The organism is Streptomyces ovatisporus, from assembly GCF_042653885.1.
Lineage (GTDB): Bacteria > Actinomycetota > Actinomycetes > Streptomycetales > Streptomycetaceae > Streptomyces > Streptomyces ovatisporus.
In genome coordinates, this window is sequence record NZ_JBHSFH010000015.1 from 150,080 (window position 1) to 175,210 (window position 25,131).

General features: G+C 71.6%; 17 protein-coding genes. 9 read left to right on the forward strand and 8 right to left on the reverse strand.

Features of this window, described 5'->3' with window-relative positions; genetic code table 11:
* Window positions 1-47: 47 nt before the first annotated feature.
* On the reverse strand, window positions 48-1,475 hold the full coding sequence (locus ACFPA8_RS24755) for an SWIM zinc finger family protein (protein ID WP_386451985.1): 1,428 nt from the start codon (window positions 1,473-1,475) through the stop codon (window positions 48-50).
* On the reverse strand, window positions 1,472-4,456 hold the full coding sequence (locus ACFPA8_RS24760) for an SNF2-related protein (RefSeq protein ID WP_386451987.1): 2,985 nt from the start codon (window positions 4,454-4,456) through the stop codon (window positions 1,472-1,474). Before ACFPA8_RS24760 ends, ACFPA8_RS24755 begins: the two co-directional genes overlap by 4 nt.
* Window positions 4,457-4,672: 216 nt before the next feature.
* Between ACFPA8_RS24760 and ACFPA8_RS24765 the strand changes: the two genes are divergently transcribed.
* Together ACFPA8_RS24765 and ACFPA8_RS24770 are read left to right on the forward strand one after the other, a co-directional pair.
* Window positions 4,673-5,377: a maleylpyruvate isomerase N-terminal domain-containing protein gene (locus ACFPA8_RS24765; protein ID WP_386451989.1), complete on the forward strand. Its 705-nt coding sequence runs from the start codon at window positions 4,673-4,675 to the stop codon at window positions 5,375-5,377.
* Between the two features lie 124 nt (window positions 5,378-5,501).
* Entirely contained in the window at window positions 5,502-6,056 is a 555-nt protein-coding gene (locus ACFPA8_RS24770; protein WP_386451990.1) for a hypothetical protein, read from the forward strand.
* A 292-nt stretch (window positions 6,057-6,348) separates the two neighbouring features.
* Here the strand turns inward: ACFPA8_RS24770 and ACFPA8_RS24775 are convergent, their stop codons facing one another.
* The 4 genes from ACFPA8_RS24775 to rpsA all read right to left on the reverse strand — a co-directional run bounded on the left by ACFPA8_RS24775 (window position 6,349) and on the right by rpsA (window position 10,332).
* On the reverse strand, window positions 6,349-6,723 hold the full coding sequence (locus ACFPA8_RS24775) for a tetratricopeptide repeat protein (protein ID WP_386451992.1): 375 nt from the start codon (window positions 6,721-6,723) through the stop codon (window positions 6,349-6,351).
* Window positions 6,724-6,859: 136 nt separating this feature from the next.
* Entirely contained in the window at window positions 6,860-7,495 is a 636-nt protein-coding gene (gene coaE, locus ACFPA8_RS24780) for a dephospho-CoA kinase (protein WP_386451994.1), read from the reverse strand.
* A gap of 64 nt (window positions 7,496-7,559) precedes the next feature.
* A complete protein-coding gene (locus ACFPA8_RS24785; protein ID WP_386451995.1) occupies window positions 7,560-8,516 on the reverse strand; it encodes a proteasome assembly chaperone family protein in 957 nt (318 codons plus the stop codon).
* Window positions 8,517-8,796: 280 nt separating this feature from the next.
* A complete protein-coding gene (rpsA, locus tag ACFPA8_RS24790; RefSeq protein WP_386451997.1) occupies window positions 8,797-10,332 on the reverse strand; it encodes a 30S ribosomal protein S1 in 1,536 nt (511 codons plus the stop codon).
* Window positions 10,333-10,686: 354 nt separating this feature from the next.
* On the opposite strand from rpsA, the gene ACFPA8_RS24795 reads away from it, so the two are divergent.
* Together ACFPA8_RS24795 and hrpB are read left to right on the forward strand one after the other, a co-directional pair.
* Window positions 10,687-11,532: a class I SAM-dependent methyltransferase gene (locus tag ACFPA8_RS24795; RefSeq protein WP_386452348.1), complete on the forward strand. Its 846-nt coding sequence runs from the start codon at window positions 10,687-10,689 to the stop codon at window positions 11,530-11,532.
* Between the two features lie 6 nt (window positions 11,533-11,538).
* Window positions 11,539-14,124: an ATP-dependent helicase HrpB gene (gene hrpB, locus ACFPA8_RS24800; protein ID WP_386451999.1), complete on the forward strand. Its 2,586-nt coding sequence runs from the start codon at window positions 11,539-11,541 to the stop codon at window positions 14,122-14,124.
* Between the two features lie 30 nt (window positions 14,125-14,154).
* Here the strand turns inward: hrpB and ACFPA8_RS24805 are convergent, their stop codons facing one another.
* Entirely contained in the window at window positions 14,155-15,858 is a 1,704-nt protein-coding gene (locus ACFPA8_RS24805) for a lytic transglycosylase domain-containing protein (RefSeq protein WP_386452001.1), read from the reverse strand.
* 314 nt (window positions 15,859-16,172) lie between these two features.
* Window positions 16,173-18,827, reverse strand: coding sequence for a DNA polymerase I (gene polA / locus ACFPA8_RS24810; protein WP_386452350.1), 2,655 nt, complete (start codon window positions 18,825-18,827; stop codon window positions 16,173-16,175).
* 140 nt (window positions 18,828-18,967) lie between these two features.
* Between polA and ACFPA8_RS24815 the strand changes: the two genes are divergently transcribed.
* From ACFPA8_RS24815 to ACFPA8_RS24835, 5 genes are all read left to right on the forward strand, one after another.
* Window positions 18,968-21,280, forward strand: a complete 2,313-nt coding sequence (locus ACFPA8_RS24815; RefSeq protein ID WP_386452003.1) for an FdhF/YdeP family oxidoreductase — start codon at window positions 18,968-18,970, stop codon at window positions 21,278-21,280.
* Between the two features lie 73 nt (window positions 21,281-21,353).
* Complete coding sequence (locus ACFPA8_RS24820; protein ID WP_386452005.1) at window positions 21,354-21,806, forward strand: PaaI family thioesterase; 453 nt, start codon at window positions 21,354-21,356, stop codon at window positions 21,804-21,806.
* Between the two features lie 107 nt (window positions 21,807-21,913).
* The gene (locus tag ACFPA8_RS24825; protein ID WP_386452006.1) at window positions 21,914-22,570 is read left to right on the forward strand and encodes a hypothetical protein; all 657 of its coding nucleotides are present in this window, start codon (window positions 21,914-21,916) and stop codon (window positions 22,568-22,570) included.
* Between the two features lie 287 nt (window positions 22,571-22,857).
* A complete protein-coding gene (locus tag ACFPA8_RS24830; RefSeq protein ID WP_386452007.1) occupies window positions 22,858-24,099 on the forward strand; it encodes a branched-chain amino acid ABC transporter substrate-binding protein in 1,242 nt (413 codons plus the stop codon).
* Window positions 24,100-24,201: 102 nt separating this feature from the next.
* The gene (locus tag ACFPA8_RS24835) at window positions 24,202-25,131 is read left to right on the forward strand and encodes a branched-chain amino acid ABC transporter permease (protein ID WP_386452009.1); all 930 of its coding nucleotides are present in this window, start codon (window positions 24,202-24,204) and stop codon (window positions 25,129-25,131) included.

Sequence of the window (25,131 nt, forward strand, 5' to 3'; positions counted from 1 at the left end):
GGGCGGGCGTCCGGGGGCGGGAGTCCGAAGCCCCGCGTGACGTCGGGTCAACCGCCCTCCAGCAGGGTTGTGAGCGCCGCCACGGGGTCGGCGTCGGAGGGGCCATCCGGCCACCAGTCCTCGCCGTCCCCGTGCTCGCCTTTCGCCCCCGGTCCGCCCTCGTTGCGGTACGGGTACCAGCGGTCGTCCTCGCCGTAGCGCAACTGGCAGGTGCGGGAGGGGTCGGTGAGGCGGTTGCGGTCGATCGACATCCGGGGAAGACCCGCCGCCGCGAACGCACCGCGCGCACGGTCGAAGTTGCCGGCCGGCGGGTCCCAGGAGGTCTCCAGCAGGACGGGCCCTTCTGCGCCCTGACGCCATGCCGCGGCGGCCCGGGCCAGGCTCACGGCGGTGTGTCCGGTACCCCGGGCGAGAGTTGCGAAGCGGGCCGAGAGGGTGCCGCGGCCGGTGAGTCCGGGATGCGTGGCTGCCAGCCGGACCGCGTCGCTCGGCCCGGGCAGCGGCCGAAGGGAGTCGGGGTCGCTCAGCGCCGCGTGGGCGCGGTTCGCCGCGTCGGTGGCCAGGAAGGAGAGGGCCGACGGGTCGGGGGCGCCGGGGAGTTCGGGAAGTACGGGCGGCTGCCCCGGGGCGGGAGGCGGCGGGAGGGGTTCCGGCAAGGGCGGACGTACGGAGGTGGCGAGCGCCTCCCTCGCCAGGACGCCGGCGGGCGCGGAGCCGCTCCGCGCACTGTCGTCGTCGGTGCGTCTCGCGTCCCCGGCAATCGCTCCGTACGCGGTACTCTCCGCGCGGGCCGTCCCACGGGAGTTCAACGCGGCGTTCCGCCGGGCGAGTTCGTCCAGCAGCTCTTCCTCCTCGCGGCCTCGCACGAGGAGCAGCACGAACGGATCGGCGTCGAGGAAGCGGGCCGTCTGGTAGCAGAGCGCCGCAGCGTGCTTGCAGGGGCGGCCGCTGTCCGGGCAGGAGCAGCCCGGGTCGACTTCGCCGGGCCCGGGAAGCAGGCGTACCCCTGCGGATTCCGCCGCACCGACGAGCTCACGGGGCATGTCCTTGTCCAACAGGGCGGCGATATGGGCCGGTTGTGCGGTGACCGCGTCCAGGAAGGCGTCCCATTCACGGTCGGTGAAGGCCCGCAGCCGGATCACGGTGCGGTAGGGGCGGGGGCGGCTGCCGCGCACCGGGGCCGCGATACGGCCGGGTGTGACGGTGATCGTGCCGACGTGGCCGCCACGCGCGTAGGTGCGGCCGCGTGAGAGGCGCCCCGCGTCCAGCGACGACTCCTCCAGCGCACGCACCCACGCGTTGCCCCACCAGGTCTCCGCGAACGGGCCACGGGTCCCGGGGCGGGGAGGCAGGGGCGCAAGGCCGCGGGTGCGGCGCCCGGGCACCGCACCGTACTGCCCGTCGGCGCCGTCCCGGCGGGCGTCCCGACGGCCGGGTGGGCGGCCGCCGTCGGCGCTGCCGTATCCGGTGCTCATGTCGTACCCCTCAGCCTGACGAGGTCGGCGAGTTCCGCGTCGCTCAGTTCGGACAGGGCTCCCTCGCCGCCGCCGAGCACGGCGTCCGCCAGCTCCCGCTTGGAGTCGAGCAGCAGGGCGATGCGCTCCTCGACCGTGCCCTCCGTGACGAGCCGGTGGACCTGTACGGGCTGGGTCTGCCCGATCCGGTAGGCACGGTCGGTGGCCTGCTCCTCGACGGCCGGGTTCCACCACCGGTCGTAGTGGACGACGTGCGAGGCGCGGGTGAGGTTCAGGCCCGTACCCGCCGCCTTCAGCGACAGCAGGAACACCGGGGAGCGGCCGTCCTGGAAGCGGCGCACCATCTCCTCGCGCTGCGGGACGGGCGTGCCGCCGTGCAGCAACTGCACGGGGATGCCGCGCTGTTGCAGGTGGCGTTCGATGATGCGCGCCATCGCCACGTACTGGGTGAAGACGAGCACGGCGCTGTCCTCGGCGAGGATCGTGTCCAGCAGTTCGTCCAGCAACTCCAGCTTGCCCGAACGGTTTCCGGGGGACGCCTGCCCCGCGCCGCCCGGATGGCCCGCCGCCTCCTTGAGGTACTGCGCCGGGTGGTTGCAGATCTGCTTGAGGGCCGTCAGCAGTTTCATCACCAGACCGCGGCGTGCCATGCCCTCGGCGGCTTCGATCTGGGCGAGCGTCTCCCGTACGACGGCCGCGTAGAGACCCGCCTGTTCGCGCGCCAGCCCGACAGGGTGGTCGGTCTCGGTCTTGGGGGGAAGTTCGGGGACGATGCCCGGGTCGGACTTCCTGCGCCGCAGCAGGAACGGCCGTACCAGCCGCGCGAGCCGCTCCGTCGCCTCCTGGTCCTCGCCGCCTTCGACTGCCCGGGCGTGGCGGGCCCGGAAGGCGGTGAGCGGGCCGAGCAGTCCGGGTGTGGTCCAGTCGAGGACCGCCCACAGTTCGGAGAGGTTGTTCTCCACGGGCGTGCCGGTGAGGGCCACGCGCGCGGGCGCCCTGAGGGTGCGCAGCGCCACGGCCGTCGCCGAACGGGGGTTCTTCACGTGCTGCGCTTCGTCGGCGACGAGCAACCCCCAGCGCCGCTCGGCGAGTTCGCCCGCGCTGGAGCGCATCGTCCCGTACGTCGTGAGGACGAACCCGCCTGCCTCCGCCGCGCCTTCGAGGCTGCGGCCGCTGCCGTGGAAGCGCCGGACACTCACACCCGGCGCGAAGCGCTCGATCTCGCGCTGCCAGTTGCCGAGCAGCGAGGCGGGGCAGACGACGAGCGTCGGCGCCGGGTGGGCACGGCGCAGGTGGAGCGCGATCAGCGTGACGGTCTTGCCCAGGCCCATGTCGTCGGCGAGGCAGCCGCCCAGCCCGAGGGAGGTCATCATCTCCAGCCAGGCCAGACCCCGCAGTTGGTACTCGCGCAGGGTGGCATGCAGTCCGTCCGGCGGTGCGGGCAGCGGCAGTCGGGCCGTGAGACGGTCCCGCATCGCCGCGAGAGCACCGGCCGGTACCGCTTCGACGGTCTCGCCGTCGACCTCGGCGGCGCCCGTGAGCGCCACTGACAGGGCGTCGAGCGGGGCGAGCATGCCGAGTTGGCGTTTCCGCGCCTTGCGGATGAGGGCCGGGTCGACGAGCACCCACTGACCGCGCAGCCGTACGACGGGACGGTGGGCCTCGGCCAGCGCGTCCATCTCGGACTCGGTCAGCTGCTCGTCGCCGAGAGCCAACTGCCAGCGGAAGTCCAGCAGTTCGTCCGACTCGAAGAAACCGAACCCGTCGGCTGCGGAGCCTGGCGCGGTGCGGATCACGGCGGTGGCGGTCAGCTCACGCGCCAGCTCGCGCGGCCAGTGCACAGCGACGCCCGCAGCGGCCAGCCGGGTCGCCGCACGCCCGAGCAGATCGCTGACCTCTTCCTCCGACAGCGGCAGCACGTCCGGTACGGGCCGCTCCAGCAGCCGCCCCAGAGGGGGCCAGACGCGGGCTGCGCGGCGCAGCGCCAGCAGTGTGTCGATTCGGGACCGCGGACCGAAGTGGTCCGTCCCCGACCAGAGTTCGGCGGCGTCCGCGACGAGGGTGGGCTCGGCGAGGCTGTGCACCTGTACGACGGCGGCGGACCTGCGCCCCGGCCCGCCGCCGGCGACGTCCTCGACCGCTGCGCCCGCACCCGCGCAGGGACCCACGTCCGCGCCGTTGTCCGCACCCCCGTCGAAGACGTCGTGCGCAGCCAGGTCGAGGCGCAGGGAGATCCGCACGCCCACGTCCATGCCCGCCGCCACCTCGGCTGCCCACTCGCGTGCGTGCGGGAGCCGCTGCGGGGCCCGGGCGGCGAAGGGTTCGCCCACGGCGTGGGGCGCGGCCGGTGTACGGGGCAGAGTGTCGGCGACGGCGTCGAGGAAGGCACGCAGCAGCACTTCGGGATCGGGAAGCCGCAAGGGTCTGCTGCCGGGCACGGGTACGGCATGGGCCTCGGCCGGCATCGCGGCGGCGATGGCCCGGACGTGCGCGGCGTCGCGGGCGTCGAGCGGCCCGGCGCGCCACGCGTCGACGTCCCCGTCGGACAGACCTGGCAGTATCCGGCCGCGGGCGAGCAGTTGCAGCGCGTGCCGGGCGGCGGCGCCCCAGCAGACTGTGGCCGGATGCGCACCCCGGGTGTGCCCGGCGCGCAGGAGGAGCGGCAGGGCGGCGGAGACCGGGAGCTCCAGCGCCGGGACCGTACGGACGCGGGCACCCTTTCCGTGGCGCCTGGCGACGGTCAGCGCGGAGCGGGCCGCGGCGGCCCCGCTCTCACCGTCGCCCTGACCGTGTCCGTCCCCGGCGTCCGAAGGACGGGCAAGGTGCACGCGGCCTTCGGCGGCCTGCCCGGTGCGCGGGGCGATCTCGGGCAGCGGCCCGCCGTCCGGGCACCAGAAGGCGACCCTGCCCTCCCGCGACGGCTGCCCCGGCAGGAAGACCCCCGCGCACCGCGCGAGCTCGTCCTCCGGGGGCAGCTCCATGCGCGCCACCGTCTCCGCTCCTCGTGCTGTGCCGGACGTGCCGGGCCTGACGTGCTGTGCCGGGCGACCGTACGCTCCCCTGCGGCGTACGGTCCCGGCCCGGACTCGGCCGAGTCTAGGCCGGGCCGCTGACAACGCCTCTGCGGGTTTTCGACCAGCGCCTACCGTCCGGAAAAGGGGAGGCGTGGGGACCCGCCGTGTCGATAAGGTCACGCCATGCCGACAACCGACCGCGGAGCGCGGGCCCGTGTGACGCCCGACGACGTGCAGGAGTCCGTCCGGCTCGCGTCCGCCGCCCTGGGTGCGGTGACGTCGGCGGACTGGCAGGTCCCGGCCGGCGCCCTGGAGTGGAGCTGCTGGGACACCGTCGAGCATCTCTGTGACGACTACTTCGGTTACGCGGCTCAACTGGGTCCTGAGAAACCCTCGTTGACGTCGGGCGTTCCGTTCACCTACATGCCGCGGGAGCCGGGCGGCCCCGCCAACACGGTCTTCGCCGACGTCCGGGCCGGCAACACGGGCCTGATCCAGGTGCTGGAGGCGTGCGGCGCCATGCTGACGGCCATGGTGCGCACGGCACCGGCCGGGGTGCGCGCGTGGCATCCCTACGGCGTCTCGGATCCCGAGGGCTTCGCCGCCATGGGCATCGTGGAGACGCTGGTGCACGTACACGACGTCGCTCAGGGCCTCGGCTTCCCCTGGACCCCTCCGGCAGGACTGTGCGAGCGGGTTCTGCACCGTCTCTTCCGCGACGTGCAGACCGGCGCCGACCCCTGGCCCGCCCTCCTGTGGGCGACGGGACGCGCGGAGCTGCCCGGCTTCCCCCGCCGCACGTCCTGGCGCTGGGACGGCACACCACTCCCCGCGGACGCGCCCGCCGTTCCGCAAGCACGGCAAGGCGAAGCCCCCGCCGCCGGCTGACGTGCACGCACCGAGTGCCAGGCCGACGGCCGCGGCACGCCGGATCGCGCCGAGCCCGCCCGCGGAGAGCGGAGACCGGTCAAGCACCCGCCACGGCCGCCCGCCGCGCGGCATGATTGGTGGAATGCAGCCGACGCCGCCCGCACTCCTGCTCGACGTAGACGGTCCGCTCAACCCGTTCGCCAACCGCTGGCGCAGACGCCTGCGGCTGCGCCCCCGCGGCTACACCGCCCACCGCTGCAAGCCCGACGACTGGGTCGCCCGGCACGCTCCCCTGCCCGAGGAGAAGGTGGCTCCGCTCCGTGTCTGGCTCAATCCGGCGCACGGACCGCAACTGGCCGCCCTCCCCTACGACTTGGTGTGGGCGACGACCTGGATGCACGGCGCGAACAAGCACATCGGCCCGGTGATCGGCCTTCCCCGCCTGCCCGTCATCGAATGGGGCGAGCTCTTCAAGCCCGGCCCCGACGGCGCCCACTGGAAGGTGCCCCAGATCGTCTCGTGGGCGCGGGGACGCCCCTTCGCCTGGGTGGACGACGGCATCACCGCGCACGACGAGCGTTACGTGGCAGCTCACCACGACGGACCGGCCCTGCTGCACTGGGTGGACCCGGCCCGCGGGCTGCGCGCCTCGGACTTCGCGGTCCTGCGCGAGTGGGCGGAGAAGCAGACCCGCTGACGCCTGCGGCACGCCGTAGCGCCCTCCGGCGCCGAGCCGAGGAGCCGCCCGACGCGTACGTACGGCGCAGCCCTACAGCACCCAGCTCACGCAGAGACACACGGCCGCCACTGCCGGACCAGGAGGGTTCGCCCCACGCCTGCCATGCCCCTGCCGCACACCCGTGCGAGGAGGCTCCCGCGCCGGCTCCCGCTGCCCCCGGCCCGGCCCGGACCGCGTCCCCGGGAATCCGCTCACGGAGCCACCCGGGACACCCTGACCGGAGGGCACCCGGGGCAGAACAGCAGCCGGGTCAGGAGGAAGCCGGGGGATCGAAGGCGGCTGCCTCGACGAAGTCGGGCCGCGGGTCGAGTGCCGCGGCGAGCCGGAAATGCCGGCGAGCCTCGTCCGCGCGATCGGCACGCTGGAGCGTGCGTCCCAGCGCGAAGTGGGCGAACGCGTTGTCGGGTTCGCGTTCCAGCACGGTCTGGAACTCCATCTCCGCCGGACGGAGTTGAGCCCCGAGGAAGAAGGCACGGGCGCGCAGCAACCGCGCCGCCGTGTTCTCGGGATGCGCTGCGACGACTGTGTCGAGAAGCTTCAGCGCGCCTCGCGGGTCGCGGGCGTCGAGCAGCTGCTCGGCGGCACGGAACTCGATGACCAGGGTCTCGGGGGTGGCCTCGGACACGGTGGCTGCCTCCTCACCGGTACCGGTGTGACAGTTGCGGTGCACGGGCGCGGGAACGCCCCCGTCCCCTTCACGTATTCCCTGCGGCAACCGTACGCACTCTGCTCCCACCGGAGCGGGCTACGTGCGGGCTACGTCAGGAGCGCGACGGCGCGGCCCGCCTGCGCAGTTCGTCCCACACCTCGCGGACCCGCGTCTCCAGGGCTTCGAGCGTGCCGTCGTTGTCGATCACGATGTCGGCGACGGCCAGCCGCTCCGCGCGTGTCGCCTGCGCCGCCATACGGGCGGCGGCCTCCTCCTGGGACATGCCGCGGGCCCGCTTCAGACGCTCCAGCTGCGTCCCGGGTGAGGCGTCGACGACCAGCACGAGGTCGTAGAGGGGGGCGAGCCCGTTCTCCGCGATCAGCGGAACGTCATGGACGACCACAGCCGGGCTCTCCTGTCCTCCCGCCTGCTCCGCCTCCGCCGCCTCCTGCTCCAGCTCTGCGGAGCGTTCCCCGACGAGGGGGTGGACGATGGCGTTCAGCGCAGCCAGGCGGTCCGAGTCGGCGAAGACGACCGACCCGAGCTTCGGGCGGTCGAGGGTGCCCTGCGGGGTGAGGATTTCCGTACCGAACTCCTCCACCACAGCGGCGAGTCCGGGCGTTCCCGGCTCCACGACCTCACGGGCGATCTTGTCCGCGTCGACGATCACGGCACCGAGGGAGTCGAGCAGCCGTGAGACCTCGCTCTTGCCCGCGCCGATTCCACCCGTCAGTCCGACCTTCAGCATGCAGGCCACGCTATACGCTGCCGCCCGGCCGTCCTGTTCCGGCCGCGGGCGGGCCGGCAGGGTGTCAGCGGGCGCTCCCTCCGTCGCCCCCCGCGCTTCCGCCTTCTCCCTCGCGGTCGGCGAGGAACCGCTCGAAGACCGCCCCCAGTTCCTCGGCCGACGGCAGCTCGCTCGGCTCCGCGACCAGGCTGCCGCGGGTCTCCGCACCGGCCAGCGCGTCGTACTGCTGCTCCAGGCCGCGCACGACGGACACCAGGTCCTCGTCCCCCTCGGCGAGCTGGCGCTCGATCTCGTTCTGGGTCTTCAGCGCCTCGGTCCGCAGGGCGTGCGCGACGTCCGGCAGTACGAGGCCCGTGGCGGACGTGACGGCGTCCACGATGACCACGGCGGCATCCGGATAGCTGGAGCGTGCGACGTAGTGCGGCACGTGCGCGACGACTCCCAGCACGTCGGTTCCGGACTCCGCGAGCCGCAGCTCGATCAGGCCGGCGGCGCTGCCGGGGACTTCGGCCTCCTCGAAGAGCGGACTGTGCCCCGGTACCAGGTCCGTGCGCGTGCCGTGCGGCGTGAGCCCGACGGGACGGGTGTGGGGCACCCCCATGGGGATGCCGTGGAAGTTGACGGCCATGCGGACGTCCAGGCGGTCGGTGATCTCCCGCACCGCTGTGGTGAAGCCCTCCCACTGCACGTCCGGTTCGGGGCCGGACAACAGCAGGAACGGAACGCCGGTGGCGTCACGCATCAGATGCAGCTCCAGGCGGGGCGTGTCGTACGAGACCCACCGGTCGCGGCGGAACGTCATCGCGGGCCGGCGTGCCCGGTAGTCCACGAGCCGGTCGGTGTCGAAACGCGCGACGGTCACGTAGGGCTGGCTCGCCTTCAGACGCTCGACGATCTGCTCACCGGCCTCGCCCGCGTCCATGTACCCCTGGAAGTGATAGAGCATCACCAGACCGGCGCCGTCCGGGTCTTCGATGACCGCGTCGACCGCTTCCAGTCCGCTCTCGTCCCACGTGTACATCCTCTGCCCACTGTGCGATGCATGCACTGCTGGCGCCCCTTCTTGTCGCGTTCCTCTCGCACAACGGCCAGCGGGGGTGCCCGCATTCCCCGTCCTGCTCCGGAGCACCGCCGACGACCACCGCCGGGCCCACGGGAGGAAGGTGTACGCCTGGCCCCTGCGAGCACGAGGAACCACCCGGGCACCGCATGAGGCCCCCTGCACACACGAAGGTGGGGCCCGCTCCCGAAGGAACGGGCCCCACCTCGCGTTCTGTCAGCTACCGCTCAGCGGTGAGCACTCAGCTCTGGCCGCCCGCGAGCTTCTCGCGGAGGGCTGCCAGCGCCTCGTCGGAGGCGAGAGCACCGGAGTCCTCGTTCGACTCCGAGGAGTACGAGCCACCGGAACCGCCGGTCTGGCCACCGCCGCCGTTGCCGCCCTGCTGCGGCTGGGCGTTGCCGCCGCCACCGCCGGCGCCCTCGGCCGCCGCCTGCTCGTCGGCCTCGCGGGACTTGATGACCTGCGCCTGGTGCTGCTCGAAGCGCTGCTGCGCCTCGGCGTACTGGCGCTCCCACTCCTCGCGCTGCTTGTCGTACCCCTCCAGCCAGTCGTTGGCCTCGGGGTCGAAGCCCTCGGGGTAGATGTAGTTGCCCTGGTCGTCGTACGAGGCGGCCATGCCGTACAGCGTCGGGTCGAAGTCGACAGCCGTCGGGTCGGCACCGAAGGACTCGTTGGCCTGCTTCAGCGAGAGGCTGATGCGACGGCGCTCGAGGTCGATGTCGATGACCTTGACGAAGATCTCGTCGTTGACCTGGACGACCTGCTCCGGGATCTCCACGTGGCGCTCGGCCAGCTCGGAGATGTGGACCAGGCCCTCGATGCCCTCGTCCACGCGGACGAACGCGCCGAACGGAACCAGCTTCGTGACCTTGCCGGGCACGACCTGGCCGATCTGGTGCGTACGCGCGAACTGCTGCCACGGGTCTTCCTGGGTCGCCTTCAGCGACAGCGAGACACGCTCGCGGTCCATGTCGACGTCCAGAACCTCGACCGTGACTTCCTGGCCGACCTCGACGACCTCGGACGGGTGGTCGATGTGCTTCCAGGACAGCTCGGAGACGTGCACCAGTCCGTCCACGCCACCGAGGTCGACGAAGGCGCCGAAGTTGACGATGGAGGAGACGACGCCGGAGCGCACCTGGCCCTTCTGGAGGGTGGTGAGGAAGGTCTGGCGGACCTCGCTCTGCGTCTGCTCCAGCCAGGCACGGCGGGAGAGAACCACGTTGTTCCGGTTCTTGTCGAGCTCGATGATCTTGGCTTCGAGCTCCTTGCCGACGTACGGCTGCAGGTCGCGGACCCGGCGCATCTCCACCAGGGAGGCCGGGAGGAAGCCGCGGAGGCCGATGTCGAGGATGAGGCCGCCCTTGACGACCTCGATGACGGTGCCGGTGACGATGCCGTCTTCTTCCTTGATCTTCTCGATCGTGCCCCAGGCGCGCTCGTACTGGGCGCGCTTCTTCGAGAGGATCAGGCGCCCTTCCTTGTCCTCCTTCTGGAGAACCAGGGCTTCGATCTCGTCGCCGACGGCGACGACCTCGTTCGGGTCGACGTCGTGCTTGATCGACAGCTCACGGGAAGGGATGACACCTTCGGTTTTGTAACCGATGTCGAGCAGGACCTCGTCCCGGTCGACCTTCACGATGACGCCGTCGACGATGTCGCCGTCGTTGAAGTACTTGATCGTCTCGTCGATCGCGGCGAGGAAGGCTTCCTCGGAACCGATGTCGTTTACCGCAACCTGCGGAGTGGTGGCGGTGGTCTCGGTGCTGCTCGTCATGTGTGAAAGGGTCTCCGGTACGGACATGAAGTCGTAGGTACTGCCACGCCGAGAGCCCGTTATCGCACCGCGCATGCAAGCCAGCCGGACACAGCCTTGAGAGCTACAAACCCGAGGGGATACACCACCGATGCGAGCGCGGCCTGCTCCGTCCGAGGCACGCAGGCCCGCAGCGCAACTTGTAGCATACGGGGGCCGCTGGGCATGGTCAATGCGCGAAAGAGCACAGCAGGGGTGGAACGTCCCATAACCGGCGCGCTCCGGCACGATCCGTGCCGCTGTCACGCGTCGAGCGCCTTCCCCGCGGCCTCCGTGGCCACACGATCCGAGAGCGGGAGTACGACGGCGGGCGTGATGATCGAAGACGACGGCGCGGCGGAGCCCGCAGCGGTACGGCGGGCCGCCGGCACCGCAGAGAGCAGCCGCGCCAACCGGCACTGGTGGGACGGCAACGCCGACGAGTACCAGGACGAGCACGGCGCCTTCCTCGGTGACGCCCGCTTCGTGTGGTGTCCCGAAGGTCTGGACGAGGCGGAGGCCCGCCTCCTCGGACCGGCCGCCTCGCTGCCGGGGCGCCGGGTCCTGGAGGTCGGCGCGGGAGCGGCGCAGTGTTCCCGCTGGCTGGCCGCGCAGGGCGCACGTCCCGTCGCTCTCGACATCTCGCACAGGCAGCTGCAGCACGCGCTGCGCATCGACGACGCCCGGGGCCGCCCCGGCCTCCCCCTCGTGGAGGCCGACGCCTGCGCGATGCCCTTCGCGGACGGCTCCTTCGACCTGGCGTGCTCCGCCTTCGGCGCACTGCCGTTCGTGGCGGAGCCCGTTCTCGTACTGCGCGAGGTGCGGCGGGTGCTGCGGCCGGGCGGGCGTTTCGTCTTCTCCGTCACCCATCCGTTCCGGTGGGCGCTGCCGGACGAGCCGGGGCCGGAAGGGCTGACGGTGCTCTCCTCCTACTTCGACCGGACGCCCTATGTGGAGGAGGACGGCACGGGACGGGCCGTGTACGTCGAGCACCACCGCACGATGGGCGACCGCGTACGGGACGTGGTCGGCGCCGGGTTCAGGCTCCTGGACGTCGTCGAACCGGAGTGGCCCGACTGGAACGAGCAGGAGTGGGGCGGCTGGTCGCCGCTGCGCGGACGCCTCGTCCCGGGGACGGCGGTCTTCGTGTGCGAGCGCGAGAAGACGCACGGGCAGGGTTAGACGCACGTGGCCGACGCGGACTCCCGGCGTGCAGCTCTGACGCGGCTCCCCGTCGCGGCGGCGCTGCCCTCGCTGCACGCCGCTCTCGCCGAGCGCGGCACCGCCGTGCTGCACGCGCCTCCCGGCACGGGGAAGACCACGCTAGTCCCGCTGTCGCTGGCGGGGCTGCTGGACGGCGCGTCCGAGCGGAACGTGCTCGTCGCCGAGCCGCGGCGGATGGCCGCCCGGTCGGCTGCCCGGCGCATGGCGTGGCTGCTGGGCGAGGAGCCGGGCGGACGCGTCGGATTCACGGTCCGCGGTGAGCGCAGGGTGAGTGCGCGGACCCGCGTGGAGGTCGTCACCACGGGCGTGCTCCTCCAGCGCCTCCAGCGGGACCAGGAGCTTCCGGGTGTGGACGTGGTGATGATCGACGAGTGCCACGAACGTCATCTGGACGCCGACACCGCAGTGGCCTTCCTCGTGGACGTACGGGCCGCGCTCCGCCCGGAGCTGCGGCTGCTCGTGGCCTCGGCCACGCAGGACAGCCGCGCGTGGGCCGAGCTGCTGACGGTGCAGGAGGACGGCCCTGCGGCGCCGGTCGTGCACGGCAGCGGCGAGAGCCATCCGGTCGACGTGCGCCATCGTCCTCCGCCGCGGGGCGTACGGCCTCCGCATGGCATGACGGTCGACCCTGCGCTGCTGCGGCACGTGGCGGCCACCGTGCGGGAGGCGCTGGAGAGCGTGCCGGAGGGGGACGTGCTGTGCTTCCTGCCGGGGGCCGGGGAGATCGGCCGAGTGGCGCGGCTGCTGGGCGAGGGACACGGCCCGGCGGCCGAGGTGCTGCAGCTGCACGGGCAGGCACCTGCGGCGACGCAGGACGCGGTGCTGCGGGGAAGGTCTCCGGGAGAGGGCGGCGCACGCCGGGTGATCCTCTCGACGTCGGTCGCGGAGTCGAGTCTCACCGTGCCGGGTGTGCGCGCGGTGGTGGACTCCGGCCTTGCACGCGAACCGCGTACGGACCATGCCCGGGGGCTGGGTTCGCTCACGACCGTACGGGTCTCACAGGCGGCTTCCTCCCAGCGGGCGGGACGAGCCGGGCGCGAGGCCCCCGGTGTCGCCTTCCGCTGCTGGGCCGAGGGCGAGGACGCGGGGCGGCCGCGCTGGCCCTCCCCGGAGATCGCCGTCGCCGACCTGACGGCCTTCGCACTGCAGTCGGCCTGCTGGGGAGCTCCGGGGGCCGAAGGCCTGGCGCTGCTGGACGCACCGCCGTCCGGTGCGATGGCCGCGGCGGGCCACGTGCTGCTGGCGGTCGGCGCCGTCGACAGCTCGGGGCAGCCCACGGAGCGGGGCCGGCGGATGGCGCGGACGGGCGTCCATCCCCGGCTGGCACGGGCGCTGCTGGACGGTGCCGCTGTCGTCGGCAGCGAATTCGCTTCGGAGGTGGTGGCGCTGCTGAGCGAGGAACCTCCGAGGGAGTACGGGGACGACGCGGCGGAGGCACTGCGCGCGGCCCGCCGCGGCCGGGACGCTTACGGCGCACGCTGGCGCGCGGAGGCGCGCAGGCTGCGTGCCTCTTGCGAGTGGGCGCCCGCCGAAGCGCACGCTCGGGCAAGTGCTTCTCCGCGCCGCGGAGGCGGCGCCGACGACGTCGGTCTGGTTGTCGCCCTCGCGCACCCGGAACGCGTGGGCGTCTCACGCGGCGAGGGCTCCTTCCTGATGGTCTCCGGCACCAGGGCGGGTCTCGCCGACGCGTCCCCGCTGCGCGGTGCGCCCTGGCTGGCGGTGGCCACCGCGGACCGTCCGGCGGGGTGGGCCTCCGCCCGGGTGCGGCTGGCGGCCGTACTGGACGAGGAGACTGCGCGGGAGGCGGCCGCGGCGCTGCACACCGTGCGGGAAGAGGTGCGCTGGGACGAGGCCCGCGGCTGCGTCGTGGCGCGGGAGGTCGTGTCGCTCGGAGCGGTGGAGGTGGAGGAGCGCGCGCTGGGCACGCCCTCGAGCGAACGCGTACGGGCGGCGGTGCTGGCGGGCCTGCGCGACAGCGGTCTGGAGCTGCTGGCGTGGACGCGGAACGCCGTGTCACTGCGGCAGCGGATCGCCTTCCTCCACCGCGAACTGGGCGCTCCCTGGCCGGACGTGTCCGACGATGCGCTGCTGGAGCAGGCAGACCGGTGGCTCGGTGAGGCCACCACCCGGGCGGAGCTCGCGCGCATCGACGCCGGCGGTGTGCTGGCGGGGCTGCTGCCCTGGGCGACGGGCGACGCGGCCCGGCTGGAAGAGCTGGCGCCGGAGCGTATCGAGGTGCCCTCGGGGTCGCGGGTGCGCGTGGACTACTCGGGCGAACAGCCCGTGCTGGCGGTCAAGTTGCAGGAGCTCTTCGGGTGGCGGGAGACGCCCCGCCTGGCAGGCGGGCGGGTGCCGCTGCTGGTGCACCTGCTCTCCCCCGCGGGACGGCCGGCCGCGGTGACGGCGGACCTGGCGTCCTTCTGGGAGGACGGCTACCGATCCGTACGGGCGGAGCTCCGCGGCCGCTACCCCAGGCATCCGTGGCCCGAGAACCCTGCGGCGGCGGAACCGACACGGCACACCAACCGGCGGCTGCGGGGCCGGGGTTGATGCGCCGTGTGCCGCCGGTCGGCTGTCCCGTCAGCCGGTGACCTTCAGCTTGATGTCGAGGGTCGGGCCGTCCGGGGTGGTGAGGCGGAGGAGGAAGGTGCCGGTCGCCTCGTCCGTGTAGATGGTCGGGAGACGGAGCACGCCCTTCTTGCTCAGGCCGAGCAGACCGTCCGCGGTCGTGGCGCTGTGGGTGCGGTCGGGTTCGCCGAGCAGGTTGAAGCGCGGGCCCTTCCCGAGGGGTTCGCCGTCCTCGGTGAGCAGGGTGGCCGTCATCGGTACGTTCGCCGCGGCCTTGCCCTTGTAGGTGGCCTTGACCTCGGTCCGCTCGGCGAAGTGGGAGCCCTTGGAGGCTGTCAGGCTGCCTGCGGTACGGGTGAGCGCGGTGGCCCTCGGTTCGACGGTGGCGACGAACGAGGCGGGGTCGATCTCGCTGCCCACGACGGTTGCGGTGACGGTGAACCGGCCGGTCGTGTCCCCCGCGTCGAGCGTGGGGGCGCCGGCTGTGCCGTCGGTGCGTGTCTTGACGGTGCCCTTGCCCTCGAACTCGGAGCCGGTCGAGTCGCCGGTGATCTCGAACTTCACCTCGGCGCCCTCGACGGGCTTGCCCGCCTTGTCGAGGACCTTCACCTTCGGCGGGTCTTCGAAGTCCTGACCGGCGCCGACCGACAGTTCGGTCTTGCTCACCGGTTCGAGGGTGGCCGGCTTGCTCGGGGCGGGGCTCGGCCGGTCGTCGCCCCCGCCTTCGCCGTCACCGCCGTCGCCACCGTCGCCCTTGCCGGGCTTGTCCTTGCCGGGCTTGTCCGAGTCGGAACCGCCGCCGCTGCCGTTGCCCTTCCCCTTGCCCGGAGCGTCCGACTCTTCGCCGGCGCCCGGAGTCGTGGGAAGCGGGCCGTTGCCGTCGGGGATCGAGTGGGTGCCCTCGCGGTAGAACTCGTACCAGGCCAGGACGGTCCGCAGATAGGCGCGGGAGTGGTTGTAGCTGAGGATCGCCCGGTCCAGGCCGGACTTGGAGCCCAAGTCCTTGCCGCCCGCGCACAGATACTCCCCGGCCGCCAGTGCCGCGTCGTAGATGTTGTTCGGGTCGCCGGTGCCGTCGCCGTTGCCGTCGGTGCCCCAGCGCGACCAAGTCGAGGGTATGAACTGCATGGGACCGACGGCCCGGTCGAACCTCGCGTCCTCGTCGAAGCGCCCGCCGTCGGTGTCCTCGATACGGGCGAAACCCGAGCCGTTCAGCACGGGACCCAGGATCGGCTTGAGGGTGGTGCCCTCCTTGTCGACGGCGCCGCCGCGTGCCTGGCCCGATTCGACCTTGCCGATGGCGGCGAGCAGTTCCCAGCGCAGACCGCAGCCCCGGTCGGTCGAGGCGAGGGCCCGCTCCGCCTTCTTGTACGCCGCGAGGACCGTCGCCGGTATGCCCGAGTGCGAGCCGACGGCGTCGGGCGCGCCGTGCGACTTGGGCGGGGCGGGGGATTCCAGCGGCGGCAGCTCCGTGTGGTACGAGTCGTCGCCCGGGGCGAGGTCGGGCCGGCTGCTGTCGCCACGGTCCTTGCCCTCGTCCCCGCCGGAGCCGCCGAGTTGGGCGCCCGGTGCCTGGGAGGCGGTCAGCGCCGCCATGGCCGCCGCGGCGAGTGCCGTGCCGGCAACTCCCTTGCGCCACTTGCTCCTCGGGCCGCGCCGTGATTCGTCCCCGGTCGTGTACGTGGCTGACTTGTGTGTGCCGCGGTAGCGCGCCATGAGTCCAGAACCCGTCCTTCTCCCCTGCGGACGCCGACACGGTGACCCTACGACAACTCGTGGCCTGCGTCTGCGGCTCCTGGTACTCCGCCGTCCCCGCCCGCGTCGCTCCCGACGGGGCGTACGGCTGCCCGGCGGACCGGGGGCCTGGGCCGCTGCACGAAAGGGCGGCGGCCCGGGCAGGGCGTCCGGCACGAACGGCACCGGGAACACAGGCGGCACCGACGGCACGAACGGCGCGGTCCCGGGCGGCACTCGGCCCGGGAGCGGCGGCACCCCGGCTGTGCCGCGCGGCGCGGGGCAGCCCCGGACGATCAGTGCGCTGCGGACTCCCAGTCGTCGCCCGCGCCGACCGACACGTCCAAAGGCGCCCGCAGTTGCACGGCACCGGCCATCTCCCGGCGCACCAGTGCCTCCGCGGCAGTCCGCTCACCGGGGGCGATCTCCAGCACGATCTCGTCGTGCACCTGAAGGAGCATCCGCGAGGACAGCTTCTCCTCGCGGAGCGCCTTGTCCACGCGGAGCATCGCGACCTTCACGATGTCCGCCGCGGTGCCCTGGATGGGGGCGTTGAGCGCCATCCGTTCGGCCATCTCGCGGCGCTGCCGGTTGTCGCTGGTGAGGTCAGGGAGGTAACGGCGGCGGCCCATGATCGTCTGGGTGTAGCCGCAGGCGCGGGCCTCGTCGACGACCCGGTGGAGGTAGTCGCGCACCCCGCCGAAGCGCTCGAAGTAGTTGTCCATGAGTTTGCGCGCCTCGTCCGGCGTGATGTCCAGCTGCTGCGACAGGCCGAAGGCCGACAGCCCGTACGCCAGGCCGTACGACATGGCCTTGATCTTGCGCCGCATCTCCGCGTCGACCTTGTCCTCGGTGACGGCGAAGACCTGCGAGGCGACGGTGGTGTGCAGGTCCTCCCCGGAGGTGATGGCCTCGATCAGCTTCTCGTCGTCCGACAGATGGGCCATCACACGGAGTTCGATCTGGCTGTAGTCCGCCGTCATGAGCGTCTCGTAGCCCTGACCGACGCGGAAGGCACGGCGGATGGCGCGGCCCTCGTCCGTACGGACCGGCACGTTCTGCAAGTTGGGGTCGGTGGAGGACAGACGGCCTGTCGCGGCGACGGTCTGGCTGAAGCTGGTGTGGATACGGCCGTCGGCGGCGATGGTCTTGATGAGGCCCTCGACGGTGGTGCGCAGCTTCTGCTGTTCGCGGTAGCGCAGCATCAGCACCGGCAGCTCGTGCTCGGTCTGTGCCGCGAGCCAGGCCAGCGCGTCGGCGTCCGTCGTCCAGCCGGTCTTGGTCTTCTTCGTCTTGGGCAGGCCCAGCTCTCCGAAGAGCACCTCCTGCAACTGCTTGGGCGAGCCGAGGTTGAACTCGTGCCCCACCGAGGCGTGCGCTTCGCGCACAGCCTGCTGGACGGCGTCCGCGAACTGCTGCTCGAGGCCCGTCAGCCACTCGCGGTCGGCACAGATGCCGGAGCGTTCCATACGGGCGAGCAGGGCGGAGGTGGGAAGTTCCAGGTCCCGCAGCAGCTCGGCGGCGCCCACCTGCGCGAGCCTGTCCTCGAACATCTCGCCCAGGTCGAGGATCGTGCGGGCCTTGACCATCAGGGACTGCGCCTCGGCCTGTTCGTCGGCGCCGAAGGCCAGCTGGCCGCCCCCGGCGTCGGCCGGGCCCAGCTCACGGCCCAGATACTCAACCGACAAGGCGTCCATGGCGAAGGAACGGCGGCCCGGCTTGTCGAGGTAGGCGGCGAGAGCCGTGTCCATGCTGACACCGGCGACGCTCCAGCCGTGCTCGGAGAAGACGCGCATGATCGCCTTCGCGTCGTGGACGGCCTTGGGGCGTGCGGGATCGGCGCACCATGCGGCGAACGCCTTCTCGTCCTCCTCGTCCAGCTGGGCGGGGTCGAACCAGGCGGCCGGGCCGTCGGCGGCGGCGAGAGCGATCTCGCTGACGCTGCCCGTCCCCAGCTTCCACACGTCGACGGTCGCCAGGCCCAGGGCGCCGTCCGCGTGCTCCGCGAGCCACGGCGCGAGCTCGCCCCGGCCCAGCAGGGTGCCGTCGACGTCGATGCCGGCGTCCGGAACGACTTCCTCCTCCTGCGCGCCCGGGTCCACCGCGAACAGCCGCTCCCGGAAGTTCAGATGGCGGAACTCCAGCGCGTCCAGCAGGACGTTCAGGGTTTCCCGGTCGTAGGCGACGCGCTCCAGGTCGGCGGGGCGGCAGGCGAGCTCCACGTCCCGGCACAGCTCCGTGAGGTGCCGGTTGAGGGTGACCGACTCCAGATGCTCCCGGAGCTTCTCGCCGGCCTTCCCCTTCACCTCGTCCGCGCGCCGCGCCAGCTCCGCGAACGAACCGAACTGGCTGATCCATTTCGTGGCCGTCTTCTCACCGACGCCCGGGATGCCGGGGAGATTGTCGGACGGGTCGCCGCGCAGGGCGGCGAAGTCGGGATACTGCGCGGGCGTCAGGCCGTACTTCTCCTGGACCTTCTCCGGAGTGAAGCGCGTCAGCTCCGAGACGCCCTTCGTCGGGTAGAGGACTGTCACGTCGTCGGTGACCAGCTGCAGCGCGTCCCGGTCGCCGGTGACGATGGAGACCTTGTAGCCCTCCGCCGTCGCCTGCGTGGTCAGCGTCGCGATGACGTCGTCCGCCTCGAAGCCCTCCACGGCGAAGCGGGGCACCTTCATCGCGTCCAGCAGCTCCCCGATGAGCTCCACCTGGCCCTTGAACTCGTCCGGGGCCTTGGAGCGGTTCGCCTTGTACTCCGCGAACTCCGCCGAGCGCCACGTCTTGCGGGAGACGTCGAAGGCGACTGCGAAATGCGTGGGCTCCTCGTCACGCAGAGTGTTCGACAGCATCGAGGTGAAGCCGTAGATCGCGTTCGTCGTCTGGCCCGTGGAGGTCGAGAAGTTCTCCACGGGCAGTGCGTAGAACGCGCGGTACGCGAGCGAATGCCCGTCCATCAGGAGCAGGCGCGGTGCAGTCTCTTTCGATGCCTTCTCAGTCACGTCCCCGATCCTCCCACGCCCCACCGACAACCCGGCCCGCACGCTCACCCCCCGGGCCCACGGCTGGTCAGCGCGCCACGTGGCACCATCGTCGTATGCGAAAGCCCCCCGTCGGCGACCCCGTCCAGGACGCCCCCGACGTCTCCGCCCCGCTGGAGTCCGCTGCCGGAACAGCCGCCGTGACCCGGTCGCTGCGCAGCGCACAGCAGCAGATGGGCGTGCGCAGGACCGCGCTGACGCTGCTGCGCGTCAACCAGAAGGACGGCTTCGACTGCCCGGGATGCGCCTGGCCGGAACCGGACAAGCGGCACACGGCGGAGTTCTGCGAGAACGGCGCGAAGGCCGTCGCCGAGGAGGCGACGCTGCGCCGCGTGACGCCCGGTTTCTTCGCCGCGCACCCGGTGCCGGACCTCGCGAAGCGCTCCGGCTACTGGCTGGGGCAGCAGGGCCGGCTGACCCAGCCGATGTACCTGGCCGAAGGCGCCGACCGCTACGAACCGGTGCCCTGGGAACGGGCCTTCGACATCGTCGCCGAGGAGCTTCAGGCGCTGCGCTCCCCCGGCGAAGCCGTCTTCTACACGTCCGGGCGCACCAGCAACGAGGCCGCCTTCCTCTACCAGCTCTTCGCCCGCGAATTCGGCACGAACAACCTTCCGGACTGCTCCAACATGTGCCACGAGTCCTCCGGCGAGGCACTGACGGAGACTCTCGGCGTCGGCAAGGGCAGCGTGCTCCTGGACGACCTCTACCAGGCCGACCTGATCATCGTGGCCGGCCAGAACCCGGGCACCAACCACCCGCGGATGCTCTCCGCGCTGGAGAAGGCCAAAGCGGGCGGTGCGAAGATCATCACCGTCAACCCGCTTCCCGAGGCGGGCATGACGCGGTTCAAGAACCCGCAGACGGCCCGCGGCCTGGCCGGCAGCGGCACCGCGCTCACGGACCTGTTCCTGCAGATCCGGCTCGGCGGCGACCAGGCCCTCTTCCGCATGCTCAACCGTCTGATCATCGAGCGGGACGGCGCCGTCGACGCCGACTTCGTCCGTGAACACACCCACGGATACGAGGAGTTCGCGGACAAGGCCCGCACCGCCGACTGGGACACGACGCTGCGGGCCACCGGCCTGGAGCGCGACGGGATCGAACGCGCCCTGCAGATGGTCCTGGCCTCCCGCCGTACCGTCGTGTGCTGGGCGATGGGCCTCACCCAGCACAAGCACTCCGTGGCCACCATCCGCGAAGTCGTCAACTTCCTGCTGCTGCGCGGAAACGTCGGCCGTCCCGGCGCCGGCGTCTGCCCCGTACGCGGGCACAGCAACGTCCAGGGCGACCGCACCATGGGCATCTACGAGCGGCCCGCAGCCGCCTTCCTCGACGCTCTGGAGCGGGAGTTCGGCATCACCGCGCCCCGCGAACACGGCCTGGACGTCGTACGGTCGATCCGCGCCATGCGCGACGGCGAGGTGAAGGTCTTCTTCGCCATGGGCGGCAACTTCGTCGCGGCCTCCCCCGACACGGACGTCACCGAGGACGCGATGCGCCGCGCCCGGCTCACCGTCCACGTCTCCACCAAGCTGAACCGTTCGCACTGCGTCACCGGCGCCCGCGCGCTGATCCTGCCCACGCTGGGACGCACCGAGCGCGATCTGCAGGGCGGCGGCGAGCAGTTCGTGACGGTCGAGGACTCCATGGGCATGGTGCACGCCTCCCGCGGACGCCTCGAGCCCGCGAGCCCCCACCTGCTGTCGGAGCCGGCCATCGTGGCACGGCTGGCCAGGCGCGTCCTCGGCGTGGACTCCCGCACCCCCTGGGAGGACTTCGAGAAGGACTACGCGCTCGTGAGGGACCGCATCGCCCGCGTCGTGCCCGGCTTCGAGGACTTCAACGAACGCGTCGCACAGCCCGGCGGCTTCACCCTCCCCCACGCGCCCCGCGACGAGCGGCGCTTCCCCACCGCCACGGGCAAGGCCAACTTCACCGCCGCCGACGTCCACTGGCCGCGGGTCCCCGAAGGCCGGCTGCTGCTGCAGACCCTGCGCTCGCACGACCAGTACAACACCACCGTCTACGGCCTGGACGACCGCTACCGCGGCATCAGGAACGGCCGCCGCGTCGTGCTCGTCAACCCCGAGGACGCCCGCGAACTCGGCCTCGCCGACGGGTCGTACGCCGACCTCACCAGCGAATGGAGCGGGACGGGAGACGCGGGGGACGGCCCGGAGGGAACCGCCGGCGCGCTCACCGAACGGACCGCCCGCGGCTTCCGCGTCGTGCACTACCCCGTCGCCCGCGGCTGCGCGGCGGCGTACTACCCGGAGACGAACGTGCTCGTCCCGCTCGACGCGACGGCCGACCGCAGCAACACCCCGGCGTCCAAGTCCGTGGTGATCCGCGTCACTTCGGCCTGAGCGCACGCTCAGGCAGCTGATAAGACGGTCCGGAACAGACGACGACACAGCAGCGTGATCGGAGCCGCGGCCCATGGGCGAGCAGACCACGACCAAGTTCCCGCAGAAGATCCTCGACCAGTGGTCCGGCCTCGGCCTGGACCTGCCGCGCCTCTTCTCCGCCGGACATCTCGGCGAGCGCATGGGTCTGCAGATCATCGAAGCGGCCCCGGAAAGGGTCACCGGAGTCCTGCCCGTGGAAGGCAACACACAGCCCTACGGGCTCCTGCACGGCGGTGCGTCGGCAGTCCTCGCCGAAACCCTCGGCTCGGTCGGCGCCATGCTCCACGGCGGACCCACCAAGCAGGCCGTCGGCGTGGACCTCAACTGCACCCACCACCGCGGCGTACGCTCCGGGCTGGTCACCGGCACCGCCACTCCCGTGCACCAGGGGCGCTCCACCGCCACGTACGAGACCGTCGTGACCGACGAGGACGGCAAGCGCGTCTGCACGGCGCGCCTGACGTGCCTGCTGCGGGAGCTCTGACCCGAACCGGTCCCACGAACCAGTCCCACGAACCAGTCCCACGAACCGCGAGGCGGGAACGGAAGGTGCTCTGGCCGCGCGGCCGCAGCCCCGCTAGTTTGCCGGGCATGGGGGAGACACAACAGCAGAACGAGGCGGAACCGGACGTACTGACGTCCGGAAGGGACGGGCCCGGCATCCGCGAGAAGTGGGATGCCCTCCCCGCCCGCCTCCGCCACGGCATCCTCGCAGCCGCGGCCCTCGCACTGCTCGCAGCGGGCGGCTACGCGGCCGGCACGCAGTTCCAGGCGCCGCCCTCGCAGCCGCCCGCACCCCCGGCCGGCAGCCCCGGTCCGCACCCGACGGCCACCCCACGGGTCACACCGCACCCTGCGCAGGCCGCCCGCATCACCTTCCGGGACCTCGAACTGGACGACCGCGGCAGGCGCACGTTCACCATCGAACTGCACGCCGCAGCCACCTCACCGCTGAAAGTGCTGCGCGTCAGCCAGAACTACGAGGCACTCGACGTCGGCCTCGCCACCGTCCCGCCCGTGCTGATCGGTCCCGGCGACCCGAAGCGGCTGAAGGTGAACGCGAGGATCACCGACTGTGACCGCGTCCCGCTGCACGCCCGCTCACCGTTCCTCGATGTGACACTCCGTAACAGTCAAGGAGATCAAGAGCTGAGCGTGATCCCAGGTGAGCGCTACACCCGCGCGCTCACGCACGCATTCCGGACGCTGTGCGGGCCTTCCGGGCCGGATTCCAGCCACAACCCCTGATCCATCTGCTGCTTCGCGTCGCCGAAACGTGTCCGCTACCACGACGACACAGATGGGATCTTCCGGGAGAGGCCGCCACGGACACAGCACGGTGGGGCATCAATAACAAGAACGTCACACCTTGCCCTGCCCCTCTGCCCCCCGCGATCCGTCGGCCATAGAGTCACCGCCAGTCACCGCGCCGCCGGGTGCGTGAAGACGCGAGCTCTGAAGCCATATCGTGCAGGGTGCCCGGCGCGCGACACGGCCCTTCATCTCCGAAGGCCCGCCAGGGGAAAGGACTGATCGTGCGCCACCGTTCCTTGCTCATACTCACCACCGCGGTCGCGGCCGGATCGCTCACGCTGACTGCGTGCGGTTCCCGCGAGGACAACAGCGGAGGCGGCAGCAGTGGAGACTCCAAGACCCTGACCATCGGTCTCGACGCCCCGCTCACCGGAGACCTGTCCGCACTCGGCCAGGGCATCAAGAACTCCGCCGACCTCGCCGTCAAGACCGCCAACAAGAAGAAGACCGTCGAAGGCGTCACCTTCAAGCTGGAGGCGCTCGACGACGCCGGACAGCCCGCCTCCGGCCAGACGAACGCCACCAAGCTCGTCGCCGATCAGAAGGTCGTCGGAGCCGTCGGCCCGCTGAACTCCAACGTCGGCCAGTCCATGCAGAAGGTCTTCGACAAGGCCGGCATGGTCGAGGTCTCGCCCGCCAACACGGCGCCCGAGCTCACCCAGGGCAACGACTGGCGCAGCGGCAAGAAGGAACGCCCCTTCAAGACGTACTTCCGCACCTCCACCACGGACGCCATCCAGGGCCCGTACGCCGCGCAGTACATGTACAACGAGAAGAAGCTCAAGAAGGTCTACGTCATCGACGACAAGAAGACCTACGGCAAGGGCCTCGCGGCGACCTTCCGTGACGAGTTCGAGAAGCTGGGCGGCAAGGTGGTCGGCACCGACCACGTCGACCCCAAGGAGAAGGACTTCAACGCGGTGGCCAACAAGGTCGCCAAGGCCAAGCCCGACTTCGTCTACTACGGCGGCGAGTACCCGGCCGGAGCGCCCCTCGCCGACCAGGCCAAGAAGGCCGGCCTCGAAGGGCCCGTCGTCGGCGGCGACGCCCTCTTCAGCGCCGAATACGTGAAGCTGGCGAAGAAGAACTCCGAGGGTGACATCGCCTCCTCCGTGGGCGCACCGCTCGAGACCCTCGACAGCGCCAAGACCTTCATGAAGTCCTACGAGGAAGCCGGCTACAAGCTGCCCTACGAGGCGTACGGCGGCTACGCCTACGACGCCACCTGGGCGATCATCGAGGCGGTCAAGGCAGTCGCCGAGAAGAACGACGGCAAGCTGCCCGAGGACATGAACGAGACCCGCGAGCAGGTCTCCGAGGCCATGCAGGACGTCGAGTTCGAAGGCGTCAGCGGCGCGGTCGGCTTCGACGAGTACGGCGACACCACCAACAAGCAGCTCTCGCTGTACGAGGTCGAGGACGGCAAGCACAAGCCCGTCAAGACCGGCACGTTCAAAGACTGAACCGGGTAAACCCGCCCTGTTCCTTCCGCCCATCACGCCGAGCGGGGGCGCACACAGCGCCCCCGCTCGGCCTGCATCCAGACACCACACGGAGGCCCCGCGGTGAACGACCTGCCGCAGCAACTGGCCAGTGGACTCATCCTCGGCGCGATGTACGGCCTCATCGCGATCGGCTACACGATGGTCTACGGCATTGTTCAGCTCATCAACTTCGCCCACGGCGAGATCGTCATGTTCGGGGCCTTCGGCGGCCTCACCGCATGGCTGATGCTGCCCAAGGGCACGTCCGTCATGCTCGCCCTGCCGCTGATGCTCGTCCTGGCCGTCGGCGTCTCCGTGCTCGTCGGCATCGGAGCGGAACGCTTCGCCTACCGGCCCCTGCGCAACGCACCGCGGCTCGCACCGCTGATCACCGCCATCGGCCTCTCCATCATGCTCCAGCAGCTGATCTGGAGCTTCTACCCCGACGCCAAGAAGGCCCGCACCTTCCCGCAGTTCAGCGGCGACAGCATCGAACTCCTGGGCGCCAACGTCCAGCGCGGGGAACTCTTCCTCCTCATAGCCGCCCCCGTCTGCATGATCGCGCTCGGCTTCTTCGTCGCCAAGACCCGCACCGGCCGCGCCATGCAGGCCACCTCGCAGGACCCCGACACCGCGAAGCTGATGGGCATCAACACCGACCGCATCATCGTCACCGCGTTCGCCATCGGCGCCGCGTTCGGCGGTGTCGCGGCCGTCGCCTACGGCCTCAAGTACGGCCAGATCGACTTCAAGATCGGCTTCATCCTCGGCCTCAAGGCCTTCACCGCGGCCGTGCTCGGCGGCATCGGCAACATCTACGGCGCCATGGTCGGCGGACTCGTCCTCGGACTCGCCGAATCACTCGCCACCGCATACATCGAACTCATCCCCGGCATGGAACTCTTCGGCGGCGGTGCCTGGAAGAACGTATGGGCATTCGTCCTGCTGATCCTGGTACTGCTCGTACGACCGCAGGGCCTGCTCGGCGAACGCATCGCGGACAGGGCGTGA